Raw genomic sequence first — 17,789 nt, 5'->3', positions numbered from 1 at the left:
TCGAGCGGAGCGGGAGCGATGGGCCGAGCAGAAGTGCGTAAGGCGCAGCAGCGCGGTGCGCGGCGGGCGCCGAGCGGACGCGCGAAGGGCGCCAAGGGGAGCGGGGGTACCGGCAAGCGCACCGGCATAGGCCGCTTCTTCACCTGGAAGAAGATCCTGGGCACGTTCCTGGGGCTCGTCCTGCTCCTCATGGCCGCGGCGATCGTCCTGTACTTCTCGGTGGACGAGCCCACCGACCCGAACGCCCAGGCCACGCTCCAGAGCAACACCTACCGGTACTCCGACGGCTCGATCATGGCGCGCACCGGCGAGATGAACCGCGAGATCGTGCCCATCGACAAGATCCCGCTCGACGTCCGCACCGCCTTCATCGCCATCGAGAACAAGTCCTTCTACCACGACCGCGGCGTCGACGTGATGGGCGTGGCCCGAGGCCTGTTCAACACCGTCCGGGGCAAGGGCACGGCGGGCGGCTCGACGATCACCCAGCAGTACGTCAAGAACTACTACTTGACGCAGGATCAGTCGGCGACGCGCAAGCTCAGGGAGCTCGTCATCGCCCTCAAGGTCGACCAGCGCATGGAGAAGGACGACATCCTCGCCGGTTACCTGAACACCAACTTCTACGGCCGCAACGCCTACGGCATCCAGGCCGCCGCCCAGGCCTTCTACGGCGTCGACGCGGACAAGCTCACCCTGGAACAGGGGGCCTATCTCGCCGCGGTCATCCAGGCTCCCAGCCAGTACGACCTGGCGACCGCCGGCCCGAACGGCACGCGCCTGGTCCACATCCGCTTCAACGCCGTCCTCGACAACATGGTCGAGATGGGCAAGCTGGACGAGGCCAAGCGCAAGACCATGACCCTTCCGGAGCCCATCAAGCCGAAGCCCCGGCCGGGCATGGACGGGCAGAAGAGCTACCTGGTCCAGGCGGCCAACGACGAGCTGAACAAGCAGGACATCACCGACGCCATGATCACGGCGGGCGGCTGGAACATCACGCTCAACATCGAGAAGGGCAAGCAGTCGGCGCTGGAGAAGGCGGTCCAGGACGAGCTGGAGTCCAAGCTCGACCGCAAGGACACCAAGGGCAGGCCCCAGGACCAGAGCGTCCAGGCCGGCGCGACCTCCGTCGACCCGAAGACCGGCGCCATCGTCGCGATGTACGGCGGCGTGGGGATGGAGCAGAAGGCCGCGAGCAACGCGCTGCGCACCGACTACCAGCCGGGATCGACCTTCAAGCCGATCGTCCTGGCCTCCGCCCTGGAGAACGGCTCGAACACCCAGGACGGCAAGCCGATCACCCCGAACGCCCTCTACGACGGGACGAGCAAGCGCCCGGTCGTCGGCAGCAAGATCCCGTTCAACCCGCAGAACCAGGACAACGCCAACTACGGCAACCCGATGATGACGGTCCAGGAGGCGACCAACCTCTCGGTCAACTCCGTCTACGCGCAGATGATCGTGGACGTGAAGCCGGTCAACGCCAAGAAGACGGCCCTGGAACTCGGCATGCAGGACCGCGACGGCTGGCCCGAGGACAAGCCGGCCATGGCGCTGGGCACGATGAGCGCGAACACCCTGGAAATGGCGGGCGTCTACGCCACGTTCGACAACCACGGCAAGAAGGTCACGCCGACCATCATCAAGAAGGCGGACCACAAGGACGTCAAGTTCACGCCCCAGCAGGCCGTCGGCAGCCAGGCCATCAGCCGCAAGACCGCCGACACCGTCACCAAGGTGCTCCAGGGGGTCGTGGAGGACGAGGGCGGCTCCGGCAACAAGGTCCGCAGCAGCGCCTACCAGGCCGGCGGTAAGACCGGAACCACCGAGTCCAACGTGGCGGCCTGGTTCACCGGCTACACGCCCGAGCTGGTCACGGTCGTCGCGATGTTCGGCGAGGACCCCACCACCCACAACCAGGTCACTCTGACCGGCACCGCCGGCCTCGGGCGCGCGGGCGGTTCCAGCTTCCCCGCCTCCATCTGGCGGGCGTACACCCTCGCCGCCCTCAAGGGCGTGGACACCGGCCGGTTCCAGCTCTCCGAGGCCGACATGGGCGCCGTGCAGACGCCGTCGCGCAGCGCCTCTCCCACGGCCTCGGCGAGCCCGTCCGCCAGCGCGTCGGCGGTGACCAGCAGCCCGACGCAGTCCCCGACGCAGACGTCGCCGAGTCCCACCGCCACCGCGACGGGCCCGTCGCCCAGCGGGACGACGTCCCCGACGGCCACGGCCACCAAGACCAACGGTCCCAAGCCGCCGGACCCGCCGGTCCCGGGTGAAATCCAGGGCAACAACTGAGGGACGCCGCCCCGCAGCCGAGAAAGGCTGCGGGGCGGCGGTGTTCCAGGGGCCCGGTCCGCGGGCGGGCGGTCAGCGCCGCTCGCCCGTCCCCGGCAACGGCAGTTCGAACCAGACGACCTTGCCGCTGCTGAGTCGGGTCGCGCCCCAGCGCCGCGCCAGCCGGTTGACCAGGAACAGGCCGCGGCCGCCCTCGTCGGTGTCCCGCGCCCGGCGCTGCCGGGGCAGCTGCGGGGAGTCGTCGCCGACCTCGCAGCGCAGCACGTCCGTACGCAGCAGACGCAGCGTCACGGGCCGCTCCGCGTACCGGACCGCATTGGTGACCACCTCGCTCACCAGCAGCTCCAGGGAGTCGCTCAGCTCCTCCAGGCCCCACCGGGTCAGCGCCCGGCGGGCGAACCGGCGGGCCCGGCCCGGGGCGGTCTCCTCCGGGTCCAGGAACCAGTACGCGACGTCACTGGGCGCGATGCCGTCGAACCGGGCCGCGAGCAGCGCGATGTCGTCGTCCCGGTCACCCGGGCCCAGCATGTCCAGGACGTCGTCGCAGAGGGCCTCCAGTGGCGGCGGGTGGTCCAGGCCGGTCAGCTGGGCGGTGGTGGCCAGGCGCTCGCGCAGCTGCTCGATACCGGTCCACACGTCCCGCAGGCGCGACTCCACCAGGCCGTCGGTGTAGAGCAGCAGGGTGGCCCCCGCGGGCGCGTCCAGCTCCACCGGCTCGAAGTCCACGCCGCCGACGCCGATGGGGGCACCGGGCGGTACGCGGAGCACCTCGGCCCGGCCGCCCAGGTGCAGCAGCACCGGCGGCGGGTGGCCGGCGTTGGCGATGGTGATCCGGTGCGCGACGGGGTCGTAGACGGCGTACATGCAGGTGGCCATGCGGTCCGTGCCCAGACGCTGCGCCTGTTCGTCCAGGTGGTGCAGCACCTCGGCGGGCGGCAGGTCCAGCTGCGCCAGGGTCTGGGCGGTGGTGCGGAGCTGGCCCATGATCGCGGCGGAGGTCATGGAGTGGCCCATGACGTCGCCGACGACGAGGGCCACCCGGCTGCCGGGCAGCGGTATGGCGTCGTACCAGTCGCCGCCCACCCTGGCCGTCTCGGCCGCGGGCAGGTAGCGGGAGGCCAGCCGCACTCCGGTGGGCTGCGGCAGGCTGTCGGGCAGCATGGTGCGCTGGAGCTCGTCGGCGATGTACGCCTCGCGGCCGTAGAGGACCGCCTTGTCGATACCGAGCGCGGTGTGGGTGGCCAGCTGGGCGGCGACCAGCAGGTCGTTCTGTTCGAAGGCGGGCCGCTCGGGGCTGCGCAGGAAGACGGCGGCGCCGATCACCCGGCGGCGGCCGCGCAGCGGCGCGAGCACCGCCCGGTCGCCGCTCGGCAGCGGATGGTCCAGCCCGAGCAGTTCGGGCAGCGCCGCCCGGGCGGCGGCGGAGGACCCGAAGACGGGCCGTACGCCGCGCAGCACCTCGGCGAGCGCGCCGCCCGGCCGGATCTCGCACAGCTCGGCCGCGGGCAGGTCGCCCTGCGGTCCGACCAGCGGCAGCTGGCTGAAGTCGAGCTCGCCGGTGGCCCCCGCGGCCCCGGCGAGGTCCATCCCCGCGCCGATGGTGCTGCTGATGTCGGTGAGATCGTCGATCGGCCGGAGCCGGTCGGTGCGGCGCAGCCTTAAAACGACCGGGCCGACGGGCCGTTCGTCGCCGACCGGCAGCGGATCGCGCAGGTAGACCAGGATGGCGTCGGAGAAGGTCGGGACGGTTGCCCGGCACAGGCCGAGCACGATCTCGTCGAGGTCGATGCCGCGGGCGATCCGCCGGGTGGCGGCGCCGACGAAGCGCAGCCGGTCCCCCTCGCGGCGCGCGGCGCCCGCGTCCGCGACGCCCCCGCCTGCGGCAGCCGAGCCCGCCGGGACAGCCTCCCCGGCACCGGGGAGGCCCGCCGCGCCGCCACCGGCGCCCGCGGGGGCCGCAGGACCGGCCCCCGGACCGGCTCCCGCGCCGCGCGCGGCGGCGCCGTGGACGTCCTCGGCCTCCCTGGGGCGGGCGTTGTCGTGGCTCTGGCCGGAGCCCGGGGCGCCCGGAGCCTCCGCCGACGCCGCCGCGCGCGGCCGGGGGAGCCCCGGGCCCGGGCCGGCCGCCGAGCGTGCGGCCCGTACGTCGGCAGCCGCAGCCGCTCCGGGCTCGGCCGCGGGAGCGGTGCCCGCGGCATGCGTGCGTACGGCCTCGGAGGCGGCGATGGGCGCCTTGCCGTGGCCGGGCTCGTCCGTACCTCCGCCGGAGGCGACGGGCTGCGGGCCCTCCTGGGAGGTGGGGTACTCCGTCACGCGTGGAATTCCGTCCGTTTGCGCTCGATGTGCGCTGCACTCAACTCGGTCAGTCGCGGTATACCCGCTCAGCGGCCCGGGCACCATCGCCCAGAGGTTCCTCGCTCGAACTTCTCCCCCGGCCTGTGGCAGGGAGCTCCCCGGGCGGATCCCCGCCCCGTCGTCGCCTCTCCTTGTCAGCCGACCTCCGGTCAGATCCCGTGTGCAGAAGGACACTTGCCGATGCGCTGCCCGAACGCACCGTCCCGCGTGCGCGACCCCGCGGAGGACGATCCTACGGTTGAACCCCGGGGGCGCATCAAGGGTCTCATGAGGTCATATGCGCCGGGGTGTGGTCCCAGTCCTCGGGCAGGGTCGGAATGCGCCAGGCCGGATCCGGCCGCCAGTCCTGCCAGCCGGCCGAGAACGGAGCCCCCCATTCCTCGATCACCGCGACCGCGGCACGACCTGCTTCCCTCACCCGCCGGGCCTGCTCACGGCCCATCAGACCGGACCGCTGGGCCTGGGCGAACTCGTCCTCGTCCAGCCACTTCCAGCTCCGGTCGGGGTACACGGCGATGTCGAGGAAGTGGTCCTCGGAATCCACTCCACCGGCCCATCTGGTCCGCGGCTCCTCCAGGTTCACGTACCAGTTCTCGAACCTCCAGCCCGGCCCCCAGAACAGCCAGACCGACCACGGCTCCCCGGGGCGGGCCAGTTTCAGGACACCGCTGCCGAACCAGCGCGAGCGCGCTGTCGTGCGCGGCGCGGTGTACCGGGTGGCGAGCGGCTCCTCGTGGACGGGGGTGCCGTCGGCGAGGACCGGCTTGACGCATTCGGTGCCGGGGGCCATCCAGACGGCGAGCGTCTCGTCGGTGTCCTGCACCACGGTCACCGGGCGGCAGATGTGCACCGCGCCCTCCAGCCCCGGGGCGTGGTCGCGGTAGCGCCAGAGGATCCGGTCCCCGGGCGCCCAGCGCGTGCCGCGCGCGGGACCCGGCGGCGCGTCCTGCGCCCGGCCGCTCCCGGGCGTGAAAGTACCTGTCATGCGCAGATCTTAGGGTGGCGGCCCGTAAGCCCGCCGCCGCGCGGGTCACGGAGCGATGCGGGCACGGCGAACGTCCGGATCCGGACCCCGCCCGGGGCGGCGGCTGGTCAGGGATGGGTCATGCGGAGGACGTCCAGGGCCTCGTCGAGCTGTTCCAGGGTGAGGGCGCCGCGCTCCACGTAGCCGGACTCCAGGACGACCTCCCTGATCGTCCTGCGCTCGGCGAGGGACCTCTTGGCCACCTTCGCGGCCTCCTCGTAGCCGATGTAGCGGTTGAGCGGGGTCACCACGGAGGGGGAGGACTCGGCGTACTCCCTGGCCCGGGCCTCGTCGGCGGTGATCCCGTCGACCGTGCGGTCGGCCAGCAGGCGGCTCGCGCCGGCCAGCAGCCGGATCGATTCGAGCAGGTTCCTGGCCATCACGGGCAGCATCACGTTCAGCTCGAAGTTGCCGGCCGCGCCCGCCACCGCGACGGTGGCGTCGTTCCCCATCACCTGCGCGGCCACCATCAGGACGGCCTCCGGGACCACCGGATTGACCTTCCCGGGCATGATCGAGGACCCGGGCTGCAGATCGGGGAGGTTGATTTCGGCCAATCCGGTCCGCGGGCCGGAGGCCATCCAGCGCAGGTCGTTGCAGATCTTGGTGAGCGAGACGGCGACCGTGCGGAGCATGCCCGAGGTCTCCACCAGCGCGTCCCGCGCGCCCTGGGCCTCGAAGTGGTCGCGCGCCTCGGTCAGCGGCAGCCCGGTGGCGACCGCCACCTCGGCGATCACGGCGGCGGAGAAGCCGGGCGGGGTGTTGATGCCGGTGCCCACCGCCGTTCCGCCCAGTGGGAGTTCGGCCAGGCGCGGCAGGGACGCGCGCAGGCGCTCGACGCCGTAGCGGATCTGGGCCGCGTAGCCGCCGAATTCCTGGCCGAGGGTGACCGGAGTGGCGTCCATCAGGTGGGTCCGGCCGGCCTTGACCACGTGCGCGAACTCGGCCGCCTTGCGCTCCAGCGCGGCGGCGAGGTGTTCCAGGGCCGGGATCAGGTCGTCGGCGACGGCGCCGGTGGCGGCGATGTGGATGGAGGACGGGAAGACGTCGTTGGAGCTCTGCGAGGCGTTGACGTGGTCGTTGGGGTGCACGTCCCGACCCAGGCGCTCGGTGGCCAGGGTGGCGATGACCTCGTTGGTGTTCATGTTGGACGAGGTCCCGGACCCGGTCTGGAAGACGTCCACGGGGAAGTGGTCGTCCCAGCGTCCTGCCGCGACCTCGGCGGCGGCGGACCGGATCGCGTCGGCGACGTCCTGGTCCACCACGCCCAGGCGCGCGTTCACGAGGGCGGCCGCCGCCTTGATCAGGGCGAGCGCCTCGATGTGGGCCCGTTCCAGCCGCTGTCCCGAGACGGGGAAGTTCTCCACCGCGCGCTGGGTCTGCGCGCGCCACTTGGCGTGCAGGGGGACCCGCACGTCGCCCATGGAGTCGTGCTCGGTTCGGAATCCGTCGTTCTGCTGATCTTCTGTCATGTCTGTGGCCTCCTCGGAAAGTTGAGCGATTCTCTTGTTGAAAGTGTTCCCAACTCCCCTACCGACCAGTAAATACCGTGGGTAACACCGACATTCGGGGAGGCGTCCATGGCACGTGCCCGTACCAGACCCGCGCTCAGATCTACCTTCGCCGCCGTCGTGGCGTTCGCGGCCGCCCTGGGGGGCGTCACCGCCGTCACCCCCATGGCCCAGGCGGCCGCCACCACCGGGGTCGTCACACCCCTGCCGCCCGAACTGGAGGCGGTCCGCGCCGCCGAGGCCGTGAAGATCTACGGAGACCCCGCGGTACGCCCGCAGGCCGACCGCAAGACCGGCCTGATCTCGCTGGGCGACAGCGAGATCTCGGGCGAGGGCGTCGGCACCTACGACCCGGCGACCAACACGCCGGACAACCAGTGCCACCGCTCGCCCGACGCGGCGATCCACCGCACCGGCATCCCGGCCGACCTCACCTTCAACGTCGCCTGCTCCGGCGGCTACACCGGCAACATCAGGATCGGCGGCAGCAAGCAGTACCCCGACGAGCTGGTGCAGAGCGACAACCTCGCCATCAAGGCCCGCAACACCAGGATCAAGATGGTCCTGCTGGTCGCCGGAGCCAACGACGACCTCCAGTTCGGCCCGGTCATGACCGACTGCGTGACCCGCTGGATCCTCAGCCAGGGCACCTGCGAGCCCACCTACGCCCCGGGCTGGCAGGCCCGCGTCGACGGTCTGAAGCCCAAGGTGGAGGCCACGGTCGCGGACCTCAGAACGGTCATGCGCGACGCCGGCTACGCCGACACCGACTACAAGCTCGTCGTGATGGGCTACCCCAGCCCCATCGGCCCCGACTTCCGCGACAACCCGAACTTCCCCGGGAAGCTGCCGGGCGGCTGCGCCGGCTACGACTCGGACGCCACCTGGGGCCGCAACCACGCCGTGCCCGCCTTCGAGAAGGGCATCCGCGCAGCCGCCCTGGCCTCCGGCGCGATCTACCTCGACAACTCGCGCCTCTTCCACGGCCACGAAGTGTGCATGGAGGACACCTGGGCCCGCGGGCTCTACCTGGACCTCGGCGACCACTTCCCGTGGGACGAGAACACCGCCCGCCAGTCCTTCCACCCCAACTACCGCGGGCACGGGGCCTTCGCGTCCTGCCTGACCCAGCTCTACGACTCGGGCCTGCGTGAGGCCTCCTGCGCCGACCCCGCCAGCACCGGCCGCCCGGTCCTGCGGGCCGGAGCCTGGGACGACGCGTTCACGCCGCTCAGGAACGAGGCCACCGGAAACTGCCTCGACTCCTTCGGCGGCTCCAGCGCCAACCAGACGAAGATCGTCGGCTGGGACTGCCACGGCGGCCGCAACCAGGGCTGGTGGCACGACACCGCCCGCAGGTCCGTCCACATCGAACTGACCCAGGACCGCTGCCTCGACGTCCCCGGCGCCGACTACGGCTCCGGCGCCGGCCTGATCATCTGGAACTGCCACGGCGGAGCCAACCAGCAGTTCGTCCGCGACGGCGCCACGCTGCGCCCCGCCGCCGCCCCGAGCATGTGCCTGACCGTGGCCGCCGCCCACGAACCGCTGCGCCTGCGCAGCTGCGACGGATCCGCGAACCAGCGCTTCGCATAGCCCTCCGCGCCGTCACCACCGCCCGCTCCACCCGATCCCCCCACGCCCGGCCGGCGCACCCCGGCCGGGTGTTCCCGTACCGGTCACGAAGAGCCCAGGTACTCCCGCACCTCACGGGGCCGGTTGGTGATCAGGGTGTCCACACCGAGCCGCACGCACAGCTCCACGTCCTCGGGCTCGTCCACGGTCCACACCCGAACCCCCAGCCCCTTGGCCTTCAGCCGCCCCACCAGCCCCGGATCCCTGCGCACCAGGTCGATGCCCGGCCCGGCGTGCCCCGCGAACGGCGGCCGCACCGGCCGCACCCGGCGCTCGATCAGGTAGACGGCCGGCAGGCCGGGCGCGAGCCGGTTCAGCCGGACCAGGGCGCTGCGCGAGAAGCTCATCACCTCGACCAGGCCGGCCCGGCCGTCGGCCAGCCCGTGCTCCTTCAGGACCCGCACGAGCTCGGCCTCCAGGCGGCCCCCGGCCCGCGTGGGGTGCTTGGTCTCCACGGCCAGCCCCACGGGCCGGTCCGCGGCCAGCGCCTCCTTCAGCAGGTCCTCGAAGAGCAACACCTGCGCCCCGCGGTGCTCCGCGCCCTTCCAGCCGCCGAAGTCCAGCGCGCACAGCTCCTCGTAGGTCATGGCGGAGACCACCCCGCGCCCGTCCGAGGTCCGCTCCACGCGCCGGTCGTGCACGCACACCAGCTTGTGGTCGGCGGTGAGCCGGACATCGCATTCGAGGGCGTCGGCGCCGTCCGCGACGGCCTGCCGGTAGGCGGCCAGGGTGTGCTCGGGATGCTCGTGGGAGGCCCCGCGATGGGCGACGACCCGGACGGCGCGGTCGGTACGGGGCTGCGTGTGCGTCATGCCCCGACGTTAGCCGCATGCGCGGGCCGCCCCGGCACCGCGTGCCGCGCATGCGGCGGAACAGCGGATGAACCCGGCCCCGCCCTCCTGCCGCTCGCTCGGCCGTCTGTGACGACAGAGCCCCCGGCGGCCGGCGCCAGGGGCTCTGCGGCGGGTGTGGGTGCCGGGCTATGCCAGGCCGGGACCCCGCACCGGGATGCTGGTGAACGTCGGCTGCTCGGGTTCCCGCGAGGTGAAGAAGTCGTTGCCCTTGTCGTCGACCACGATGAAGGCCGGGAAGTCCTCGACCTCGATCTTCCAGACGGCCTCCATGCCGAGTTCCTCGTACTCCAGGACCTCGACCTTCTTGATGCAGTCCTGGGCCAGGCGTGCCGCGGGGCCGCCGATCGAGCCCAGGTAGAAGCCGCCGTGTGCGGCGCACGCGTCCGTCACCTGCTGGGAGCGGTTGCCCTTGGCCAGCATCACCTTGGAGCCGCCCGCCGCCTGGAACTGCGCCACGTAGGAGTCCATCCGGCCGGCCGTGGTCGGGCCGAAGGAGCCCGACGCGTAGCCCTCGGGGGTCTTGGCCGGGCCCGCGTAGTACACCGGGTGGTCCTTGAGGTACTGCGGCATCTCGGCGCCCGAGTCCAGCAGTTCCTTGATCTTGGCGTGCGCGATGTCCCGCGCCACGACCAGCGGACCGGTCAGCGACAGGCGGGTCTTGACCGGGTGCTCGGTCAGGGTCGCCAGGATCTCGTCCATCGGCTGGTTCAGGTCGATGGAGACGACGCCGGACGCCTCGTCCAGCTGGGCGTCGGTCGTCTCCGGCAGGAAGCGCGCCGGGTCCCGCTCCAGCTGCTCCAGGAAGACGCCCTCGGCGGTGATCTTCGCGGTGGCCTGGCGGTCCGCGGAGCAGGAGACGGCGATCGCGACGGGCAGCGAGGCACCGTGGCGGGGGAGGCGCACGACGCGGACGTCGTGGCAGAAGTACTTGCCGCCGAACTGCGCGCCGATGCCGATCTTCTGGGTCAGCTCGAAGACCTGCTGCTCCAGAGCCTCGTCGCGGAAGCCGTGGCCCAGCGGAGATCCCTCGCGGGGCAGTTCGTCCAGGTAGTGCGCGGAGGCGTACTTGGCGGTCTTGAGCGCGTGCTCGGCGGAGGTGCCGCCCACCACGATCGCCAGGTGGTAGGGCGGGCAGGCCGCCGTACCGAGCGAGCGGATCTTCTCCTCCAGGAACTTCATCATGGAGGCCTCGTTGAGGACCGCCTTCGTCTCCTGGTAGAGGAAGGACTTGTTCGCCGAGCCGCCGCCCTTGGCCATGAAGAGGAACTTGTACGCGCCGCCGTCGGTCGCGTACAGCTCGATCTGCGCGGGCAGGTTCGAGCCGGTGTTCTTCTCCTCCCACATGGTCAGGGGCGCCATCTGCGAGTAGCGCAGGTTCAGGCGGGTGTAGGCGTCGTAGATGCCGCGTGAGAGCGCCGCCTCGTCGCCGCCTTCGGTCAGCACGTTCTGGCCGCGCTTGCCCATCACGATCGCCGTACCCGTGTCCTGGCACATCGGCAGGACGCCGGCCGCCGCGATGTTCGCGTTCTTGAGGAGGTCGAGCGCGACGAACTTGTCGTTCGACGAGGCCTCCGGGTCGTCGATGATGCGGCGCAGCTGCGCGAGGTGCGCGGGGCGCAGGAAGTGCTGGATGTCGTGGATGGCCTCCTCGGCGAGCTTGCGCAGCGCCTCCGGCTCGACCTTGAGGAACGTACGGCCGTCCGCCTCGAAGGTGGACACGCCCTCGGCGGTCACCAGCCGGTACGGGGTGGTGTCCTCGCCCAGGGGCAGCAGGTCGGTGTACGCGAACTCCGGCATTGGGGCCATTCCTCACTCGGCAGACAGCACTGGCGATCACATTGGCAGCGCAGTACACCAGCGTAGAACCTCCCGCCCGGCAGGTGTCTGTGAGGTAGGGCTCACTGGCAACGACTCGGCAGTATCGCGATCTATCGTGTCTCGCTATGCTGGCGTCGTGGACCTGGAAAAGCACCCCGCCGCCCCCGCGCCCGGCCCCGCCGCGCTGCGCGCCTCCGACGCCGACCGGGACCGGACCGCGCAGGTCCTCGCCGACGCCCTCGCCGAGGGCCGGCTGACCGCCGAGGAGCACTCCGAACGCCTGGACACGCTGTACGCGGTCAAGACCGTCGGCGAGCTGGAGGTGCTCGTACGGGATCTGCCCGCGCCCGGCGGCGCCCACACCCCGGCCCCGACCGCGTACGCGGGGGCCGCCGGTCAGGCCGTCGAGACCATCGTCGCCGTGTGCAGCAGCTCCAGCCGCAAGGGCCGCTGGCGGCCGGGAGCGCACACCCGCGCGGTCTCGGTCATGGGCGACATCACCATCGACCTCACCCAGGCGGTCTTCGAGCAGCAGGTCACCGAGATCAACGTGACCTGCGTCCTCGGCAACGTGGAGGTCCTGGTCCCGGAGAACGTCACCCTGCGCGGCTACGGCAGCGGGGTCCTCGGCAACTTCGAGGTGCGCGGCGAGAGCCGCGGGGAGACCGACCCGCAGGCGCCGGTGGTGATCGTCCGCGGGTTCTCGCTGCTCGGCAACATCGAGGCGCGGCCCAAGCTGGGCGCCCGCCTGGTCGACCTGGCGCGCAGAATCCGCAAGCACCTCGACGGCTGACACGGGGCGGAGGCGCATCCGGAGGCGGAGGGTCGCGTTTCGGACGAACCCCTGGCGCCCCGTGGCACACAGTGCATAGGGGCGCGCACAGCGGGTAGGGACAGGTGCGTCGTCTCTCGCTCACGTATGCGTCGTCAGGAGTAGACCGTGCCGCACCCGCCGCATCAGTCCCTGCAGGTAGCCGCCGTGAAGAGCCTTCAGGGTCCTGGGGCGCGCCCATCGGCGGTGCCGCAGCCGCGGGTGCCGGCCAGGGCGGAGGACGGCCCATGGCACGCGGAGGCGGTGTGCCGCCGTGACGAGGCGGGACTGTTCTTCGCCCCGTCCAAGGAGCCGACCGCCGCCCGGCTCTCCCGCGAGGAGGCGGCGAAGCGCGTCTGCGCGCGCTGTCCGGTGATGGTCGCCTGCCGTGAGCACGCGCTGCTCCAGCCCGAGCCGTACGGGGTCTGGGGCGGGCTCACCGCGGCCGAGCGCCGGGTGGTACTGGCCCGGATGCGGCGCAGGTCCGCCGAGCTGCGACAGGCCCCGGGCGCGGGGCCGGTGGCAGCGGCGGGCTGACCCCTCCGCCGCCGGGCGGGCCGGGCTCCGGCCGGGCGGGGCCCGGCCCGCGGCGCGCGCCACGGACACCGGGGGCCCGGGCGCGCCATGCACGCCGGGCATCCCCTGCACCTCGGCGCCTTCGCACGCGGACACGCGGGAGGGGCGGTCACCCCCGCACAGGGTGACCGCCCCTCCCGCGTCGTGTCCCGCCGCCTACTGGGCGCGGTCGAAGTCGATCGCGCTGTACGCGCGCAGCTTCGACAGGCGGTGCGTGGAGTCGATCTTCCGGATGGTGCCGGACTTGGAACGCATGACCAGCGAGGACGTCGTCGCGGTCTCGGAGCGGTAGTGCACGCCGCGCAGCAACTCACCGTCCGTGATGCCGGTGGCGACGAAGAAGACGTTCTCGCCGGAGACCAGGTCGGTCGTGGTGAGCACCCGGTCCAGGTCGTGGCCGGCGTCGATGGCCTTCTGGCGCTCGGCGTCGTCCTTCGGCCACAGCTTCCCCTGGATCACACCGCCCAGGCACTTGATCGCGCAGGCCGAGATGATGCCCTCGGGGGTGCCGCCGATGCCCAGGAGCAGGTCCACACCGGTGCCCTCGCGGGCGGCCATGATGGAGCCGGCGACGTCGCCGTCGGAGATGAACTTGATGCGCGCGCCGGTCTCGCGGATCTCCCGGACGATGCCCTCGTGGCGGGGGCGGTCCAGGATGACGACCGTGACGTCCTCGGTGGCCATGCTCTTGGCCTTGGCGACCCGGCGGATGTTCACCGAGACGGGGGCGTTGATGTCGACGAAGTCGGCGGCCTCGGGGCCGGTGACCAGCTTGTCCATGTAGAACACGGCGGACGGGTCGAACATCGTGCCGCGGTCGGCGGCGGCCAGGACGGCGATGGCGTTCGGCATGCCCTTGGCGTTCAGGGTGGTGCCGTCGATCGGGTCGACGGCGATGTCGACCTCGGCACCCGTGCCGTCGCCGACCTGTTCCCCGTTGAAGAGCATCGGGGCTTCGTCCTTCTCGCCCTCGCCGATGACGACGACGCCGTTCATCGAGACGGTGGAGATCAGGGTCCTCATCGCGTTGACCGCGGCGCCGTCGGCGCCGATCTTGTCGCCGCGGCCGACCCACCGGCCAGCGGCCATGGCGGCCGCCTCGGTGACCCGTACGAGTTCGAGCGCGAGGTTGCGGTCGGGGGCCTCCGGAGAGACTTCGAGCTGGGGCGGCAGGTTGTGCTCGGTCATCGGAGCGCACCTTTCTGTACGGCGACGGCCGGGAAGTGAGGGTGCTGGAACTCTATCGGTACGTCGACATAATGAGCAGGGCGGGTCACGTATGAGCGGAATATCGGTCATTCGATTGTCCTGAGCGGACGCCTTGCGGGCCATACGGGCAGCGGGCGGGGCGACTCAAGGGTGCGCCGCGCGACGCACCCGCGCGACCCCGGCGGCGATCGCCCCCGGGCGATGCGGGACGATGGTGCCGTGGCAGGTATGAAAGGCAAGCAGACGGTCTGGGACATGGTGCGGTCGCTGGCGGTGATCGGGGTTCTCGTCGCCGGGATCTACCTCTTCGTCCCGCATGACGACAAGGCCGATCCGACGCGCACGGTCGACTACCGGGTGGAGACGATCACGGCCCGGCGCGCGGCCCCGTATCCGCTGGCCGCACCGGTGGGCCTTCCGCAGGAGTGGCGGGCTACCTCGGTGACGTACGAGCGCAAGAACGCCGACGCCTGGCACCTGGGCTTCCTGGACCCGGAGCAGCAGTACGCGGCGGTCGAGCAGTCCAGCGACACCTCCGACAAGTACCTGGAGCGGGTCACCCAGAAGGCCGCGGCCTCGGGGCAGACGCAGCAGGTCGGCGACACGGCCTGGGAGCGCTGGGACGGCGAGAAGTACGACGCCCTGGTGCGGCGGGAACAGGGTCACGTCACCGTGGTGACCGGTACCGCCTCCTTCGAGAAGCTCGGCGAGCTGGCGGCGGCCCTGGAGTTCAAGCAGGGCGGCTAGTGCTCTGACGGCCGGGGCCGGTCCCGCGGCCGGTCCTCGGCGGCCCGGCCCTCGCCGGCCATGAACCGCCAGACCAGGGCGTGGCCCAGGACGATCAGGCCGATCAGCATCAGCGCTTCGGCCTGGATCGGCCGCAGTCCGAAGGGCTCGGCGAGCTCGGGGAAGGCCCCGATCGCCGCGATCAGGGCGTAGAGCAGCGCCGCCGCGGCCTGCTGCCAGATCAGGAACCGGTTGCCGCGTGCGCGGGCCAGTAGCCGCAGGGTGCACCCGCAGCCGACCGCCGCGAGGACGATGAAGGCGGCCCGCCAGACCTGCGGCTGTTCGGCGCCGCCGATCTGGGCGAACAGGCCCATCAGGGCGGGCAGCAGGAACGACAGGTAGATCCCGCCGACGACCCGCCGCAGGGCGGGCTCGCGCATCCAGTCGTGGTGGCTCTGGACGACGTTCCACCACAGGCCGACCAGGGTGAAGCAGGTGGCGGAGAAGAGGGCGTAGAAGGTGCTGACATCCATGGACGACGAGGGTGGCAGCGCCGCCGGCTCCCGCAGTGGCCCCACGCCCGTCGCCCGCCCCGGTCCCGCCGGTACGGACCAGGTGGCACCGGCCGCGACGCACGGAGGAGGGCCGTGTGTCCCGGGGCCCCGGGACACACGGCCCTCCTCCGTGCGTGTTCGTGCGCGCGCTCAGACCGTGGTGACGACCTCGTCGAACGCCAGGCGCGGGGAGCGCGGGAACCACGCGTCCTCACCCGGCCTGCCGATGTTGACGACCATGATCGGCGTGTGGTCGTCGTCCAGGAACTCCTTCTGGATGCCGGCGAAGTCGGCGCCGGTCATCGGGCCCGCGGCCAGGCCGGCGGCGCGGACGCCCAGGATGAAGTACGCGGCCTGCAGCGAGGCGTTGACCAGCGAGGACTGCTCGCGGGCCGGGCGTTCGGCGAAGAAGAGGTCCTTGGCCTGCGGGAAGTGCGGCAGCAGCTGGGGCAGCTCCTCGTGGAACTCGTTGTCCGCGGAGAGGATCGCGACCAGCGGCGCGGCCAGCGTCTTGGCCTGATTGCCCTCGGCCATGTGCTGAACGAGGCGCTCGCGGGCCTCGGCGGAGCGGACCAGCGTGATGCGCAGCGGCGTGCCGTTGAAAGCCGTGGGGCCGTACTTCACCAGGTCGTAGATCGCCTGGACCTGCTCCTCGGTCACCGGCTCGTCGGAGAACGAGTTGGCGGTGCGGGCCTCGCGGAACAGCAGGTCCTGCGCGGCGGAGTCAAGTACGAGAGACATCGGGAAAGCCTTCTTCCGAACGGAGGTGAAGCGATGCCCATGACTCTACGGCCCAGATAGATTAACTTTCAACTAAATGGCTCTCGCCGTGACCGGGATCACCCCTCCTCCGCCGCCTCGCGCGCCGCCAGCGCCGAGTCCAGCCGGGCCCGGGCCCCCTCCAGCCAGTGCCGGCACACCTTCGCCAGTTCCTCACCGCGCTCCCAGAGCGCGAGGGACTCCTCCAGCGAGGTCCCCCCGGCCTCCAGCTTGCGGACCACCTCGATGAGCTCGTCGCGGGCCTGCTCGTACCCCAGCGCCGTTTCGGCCTCAGCCATTCCCTGTTCCACCCTGTGTGTGTAGTGACGACGACGAAAGTGTGGTGCGACCGCGACCGCGACCGCGACCACATGAGCGCGGCAACGGTCCGCTACTCCGCGGCGGCCGCCCCGTCCGTTTCCCGTCCCGCGGCCGCGGCGGCCGCCTCGGAGGAGACCTCCACCCGGAAGGTGCCCTCCGCGACCCTGGCGCGCAGCACCTCACCCGCCGACACCTCCTGCGGCGAGCGCACCACGTGGCCGTCGGCCCGCTGCAGCACGGCGTACCCGCGCTCCAGCGTCGCGGCCGGCGACAGCGCCACCACCCGCGCCAGGGTGTGGGCGAGTTCCGAGTCGGCCCGGTCCAGCAGGTGCCCCAGCGTGCGCCTGCCGCGCGCCAGCAGCGCGTCCAGCTCCTCCTCCCGCATCTCCACCATGCGCTGCGGGTGGACGAAGACCGGCCGGGCCAGGGCGTGCGCGAGCCCCCGCTCCTCCCGGTCGAGCAGGGAGTTCACCGCGCGCAGCCCGCGGCCCTGCAACTGGCGTACGCGCTCCAGCTCCTCGCCGACATCCGGGACCACCTTCTTCGCGGCGTCCGTGGGCGTGGACGCCCGCAGGTCGGCGACCAGGTCGAGCAGTGGGGAGTCCGGCTCGTGGCCGATCGCCGACACCACCGGGGTACGGGCCGCGGCGACGGCGCGGACGACCTCCTCGTCGGAGAACGGCAGCAGGTCCTCCACGCTGCCGCCACCGCGCGCCACGATGATCACGTCGACCTCGTCCAGCGCGTCGAGCTCCTCGACCGCCCGAACCACCTGCGGCACGGCGTGCACGCCCTGCACGGCGACGTTGCGCACCTCGAAGCGGACCGCCGGCCAGCGGCGCCGGGCGTTCTCCAGGACGTCGCGCTCGGCCGCCGAGGCCCGCCCGACCACCAGCCCGATCAGCTGCGGCAGGAAGGGCAGCGGCTTCTTGCGCTCCGGTGCGAACAGGCCCTCGGCAGCCAGGGACCGCTTCAGCCGCTCCAGCCGCGCCAGCAGCTCCCCGATGCCGACGGGCCGTATCTCCGTCGCCCGCAGGGACAGCTGCCCGCGCGGGGCGTACCACTCGGGCTTCGCCAGCAGGACGACCCGCGCACCCTCGGAGACGACGTCCGCGACCTCGTCGAAGACCTGGCGGAAGCAGGTCACGCTCACCGAGATGTCGTGCGACGGATCGCGCAACGTCAGGAAGACCACCCCCGCCCCCGGCCGCCGCGAGAGCTGCGTGATCTGCCCCTCCACCCACACCTGGCCGAGCCGCTCGATCCAGCCCCCGATGAGCCGGGACACCTGGCCCACCGGCAGCGGCGCCTCCGCGGACGTATTCAGACCCATGT

The 17,789-nt window shown here is 71.9% G+C and carries 15 protein-coding genes; 5 read left to right on the top strand and 10 right to left on the bottom strand.

Annotation, left to right across the window (positions count from 1 at the left end):
• Positions 1–18: 18 nt before the first annotated feature.
• Positions 19–2,301, top strand: a complete 2,283-nt coding sequence (locus AW27_RS11595) for a transglycosylase domain-containing protein (protein WP_052030299.1) — start codon at positions 19–21, stop codon at positions 2,299–2,301.
• A gap of 72 nt (positions 2,302–2,373) precedes the next feature.
• Here the strand turns inward: AW27_RS11595 and AW27_RS11590 are convergent, their stop codons facing one another.
• The 3 genes from AW27_RS11590 to AW27_RS11580 all read right to left on the bottom strand — a co-directional run bounded on the left by AW27_RS11590 (position 2,374) and on the right by AW27_RS11580 (position 7,152).
• Entirely contained in the window at positions 2,374–4,614 is a 2,241-nt protein-coding gene (locus AW27_RS11590; RefSeq protein WP_037919403.1) for an ATP-binding SpoIIE family protein phosphatase, read from the bottom strand.
• Positions 4,615–4,921: 307 nt separating this feature from the next.
• Complete coding sequence (gene fomD / locus AW27_RS11585) at positions 4,922–5,641, bottom strand: cytidylyl-2-hydroxypropylphosphonate hydrolase (protein ID WP_037919405.1); 720 nt, start codon at positions 5,639–5,641, stop codon at positions 4,922–4,924.
• 107 nt (positions 5,642–5,748) lie between these two features.
• Positions 5,749–7,152, bottom strand: coding sequence for a class II fumarate hydratase (locus AW27_RS11580; RefSeq protein ID WP_037919408.1), 1,404 nt, complete (start codon positions 7,150–7,152; stop codon positions 5,749–5,751).
• 108 nt (positions 7,153–7,260) lie between these two features.
• On the opposite strand from AW27_RS11580, the gene AW27_RS11575 reads away from it, so the two are divergent.
• Positions 7,261–8,787 (top strand): ricin-type beta-trefoil lectin domain protein, encoded by a 1,527-nt coding sequence (locus tag AW27_RS11575; RefSeq protein ID WP_037919411.1) that lies wholly within the window; start codon positions 7,261–7,263, stop codon positions 8,785–8,787.
• Between the two features lie 83 nt (positions 8,788–8,870).
• Here AW27_RS11575 and AW27_RS11570 read toward each other — a convergent pair whose 3' ends face one another.
• Entirely contained in the window at positions 8,871–9,638 is a 768-nt protein-coding gene (locus AW27_RS11570; protein ID WP_037919413.1) for a glycerophosphodiester phosphodiesterase, read from the bottom strand.
• A gap of 168 nt (positions 9,639–9,806) precedes the next feature.
• On the bottom strand, positions 9,807–11,477 hold the full coding sequence (locus AW27_RS11565; RefSeq protein ID WP_037919415.1) for a fumarate hydratase: 1,671 nt from the start codon (positions 11,475–11,477) through the stop codon (positions 9,807–9,809).
• Between the two features lie 157 nt (positions 11,478–11,634).
• On the opposite strand from AW27_RS11565, the gene AW27_RS11560 reads away from it, so the two are divergent.
• Both AW27_RS11560 and AW27_RS11555 read left to right on the top strand, forming a co-directional pair.
• On the top strand, positions 11,635–12,291 hold the full coding sequence (locus tag AW27_RS11560) for a DUF1707 SHOCT-like domain-containing protein (RefSeq protein WP_037919417.1): 657 nt from the start codon (positions 11,635–11,637) through the stop codon (positions 12,289–12,291).
• Between the two features lie 147 nt (positions 12,292–12,438).
• Positions 12,439–12,846: a WhiB family transcriptional regulator gene (locus AW27_RS11555; RefSeq protein ID WP_037919419.1), complete on the top strand. Its 408-nt coding sequence runs from the start codon at positions 12,439–12,441 to the stop codon at positions 12,844–12,846.
• A gap of 195 nt (positions 12,847–13,041) precedes the next feature.
• Here AW27_RS11555 and glpX read toward each other — a convergent pair whose 3' ends face one another.
• Positions 13,042–14,073, bottom strand: a complete 1,032-nt coding sequence (gene glpX, locus AW27_RS11550) for a class II fructose-bisphosphatase (RefSeq protein WP_037919422.1) — start codon at positions 14,071–14,073, stop codon at positions 13,042–13,044.
• 249 nt (positions 14,074–14,322) lie between these two features.
• On the opposite strand from glpX, the gene AW27_RS11545 reads away from it, so the two are divergent.
• Complete coding sequence (locus AW27_RS11545; protein ID WP_236647584.1) at positions 14,323–14,841, top strand: DUF4245 domain-containing protein; 519 nt, start codon at positions 14,323–14,325, stop codon at positions 14,839–14,841.
• Here the strand turns inward: AW27_RS11545 and AW27_RS11540 are convergent.
• The 4 genes from AW27_RS11540 to xseA all read right to left on the bottom strand — a co-directional run bounded on the left by AW27_RS11540 (position 14,838) and on the right by xseA (position 17,787).
• Positions 14,838–15,353 carry a hypothetical protein gene (locus AW27_RS11540; protein WP_052030300.1) on the bottom strand — a complete coding sequence of 172 codons (516 nt, stop codon included), beginning with the start codon at positions 15,351–15,353 and terminating at the stop codon, positions 14,838–14,840. The genes AW27_RS11545 and AW27_RS11540 overlap by 4 nt on opposite strands.
• Positions 15,354–15,524: 171 nt before the next feature.
• The gene (locus AW27_RS11535) at positions 15,525–16,115 is read right to left on the bottom strand and encodes a malonic semialdehyde reductase (RefSeq protein ID WP_037919428.1); all 591 of its coding nucleotides are present in this window, start codon (positions 16,113–16,115) and stop codon (positions 15,525–15,527) included.
• 98 nt (positions 16,116–16,213) lie between these two features.
• On the bottom strand, positions 16,214–16,432 hold the full coding sequence (locus tag AW27_RS11530) for an exodeoxyribonuclease VII small subunit (RefSeq protein WP_037919431.1): 219 nt from the start codon (positions 16,430–16,432) through the stop codon (positions 16,214–16,216).
• 92 nt (positions 16,433–16,524) lie between these two features.
• Positions 16,525–17,787: an exodeoxyribonuclease VII large subunit gene (xseA, locus tag AW27_RS11525; RefSeq protein ID WP_052030301.1), complete on the bottom strand. Its 1,263-nt coding sequence runs from the start codon at positions 17,785–17,787 to the stop codon at positions 16,525–16,527.
• Between the last annotated feature and the right edge of the window lie 2 nt (positions 17,788–17,789).

The organism is Streptomyces sp. PCS3-D2 (assembly GCF_000612545.2).
GTDB lineage: Bacteria > Actinomycetota > Actinomycetes > Streptomycetales > Streptomycetaceae > Streptomyces.
The sequence above is the reverse complement of the archived record's forward strand: the minus strand, read 5'-3'. Positions and strand labels throughout refer to the sequence as shown.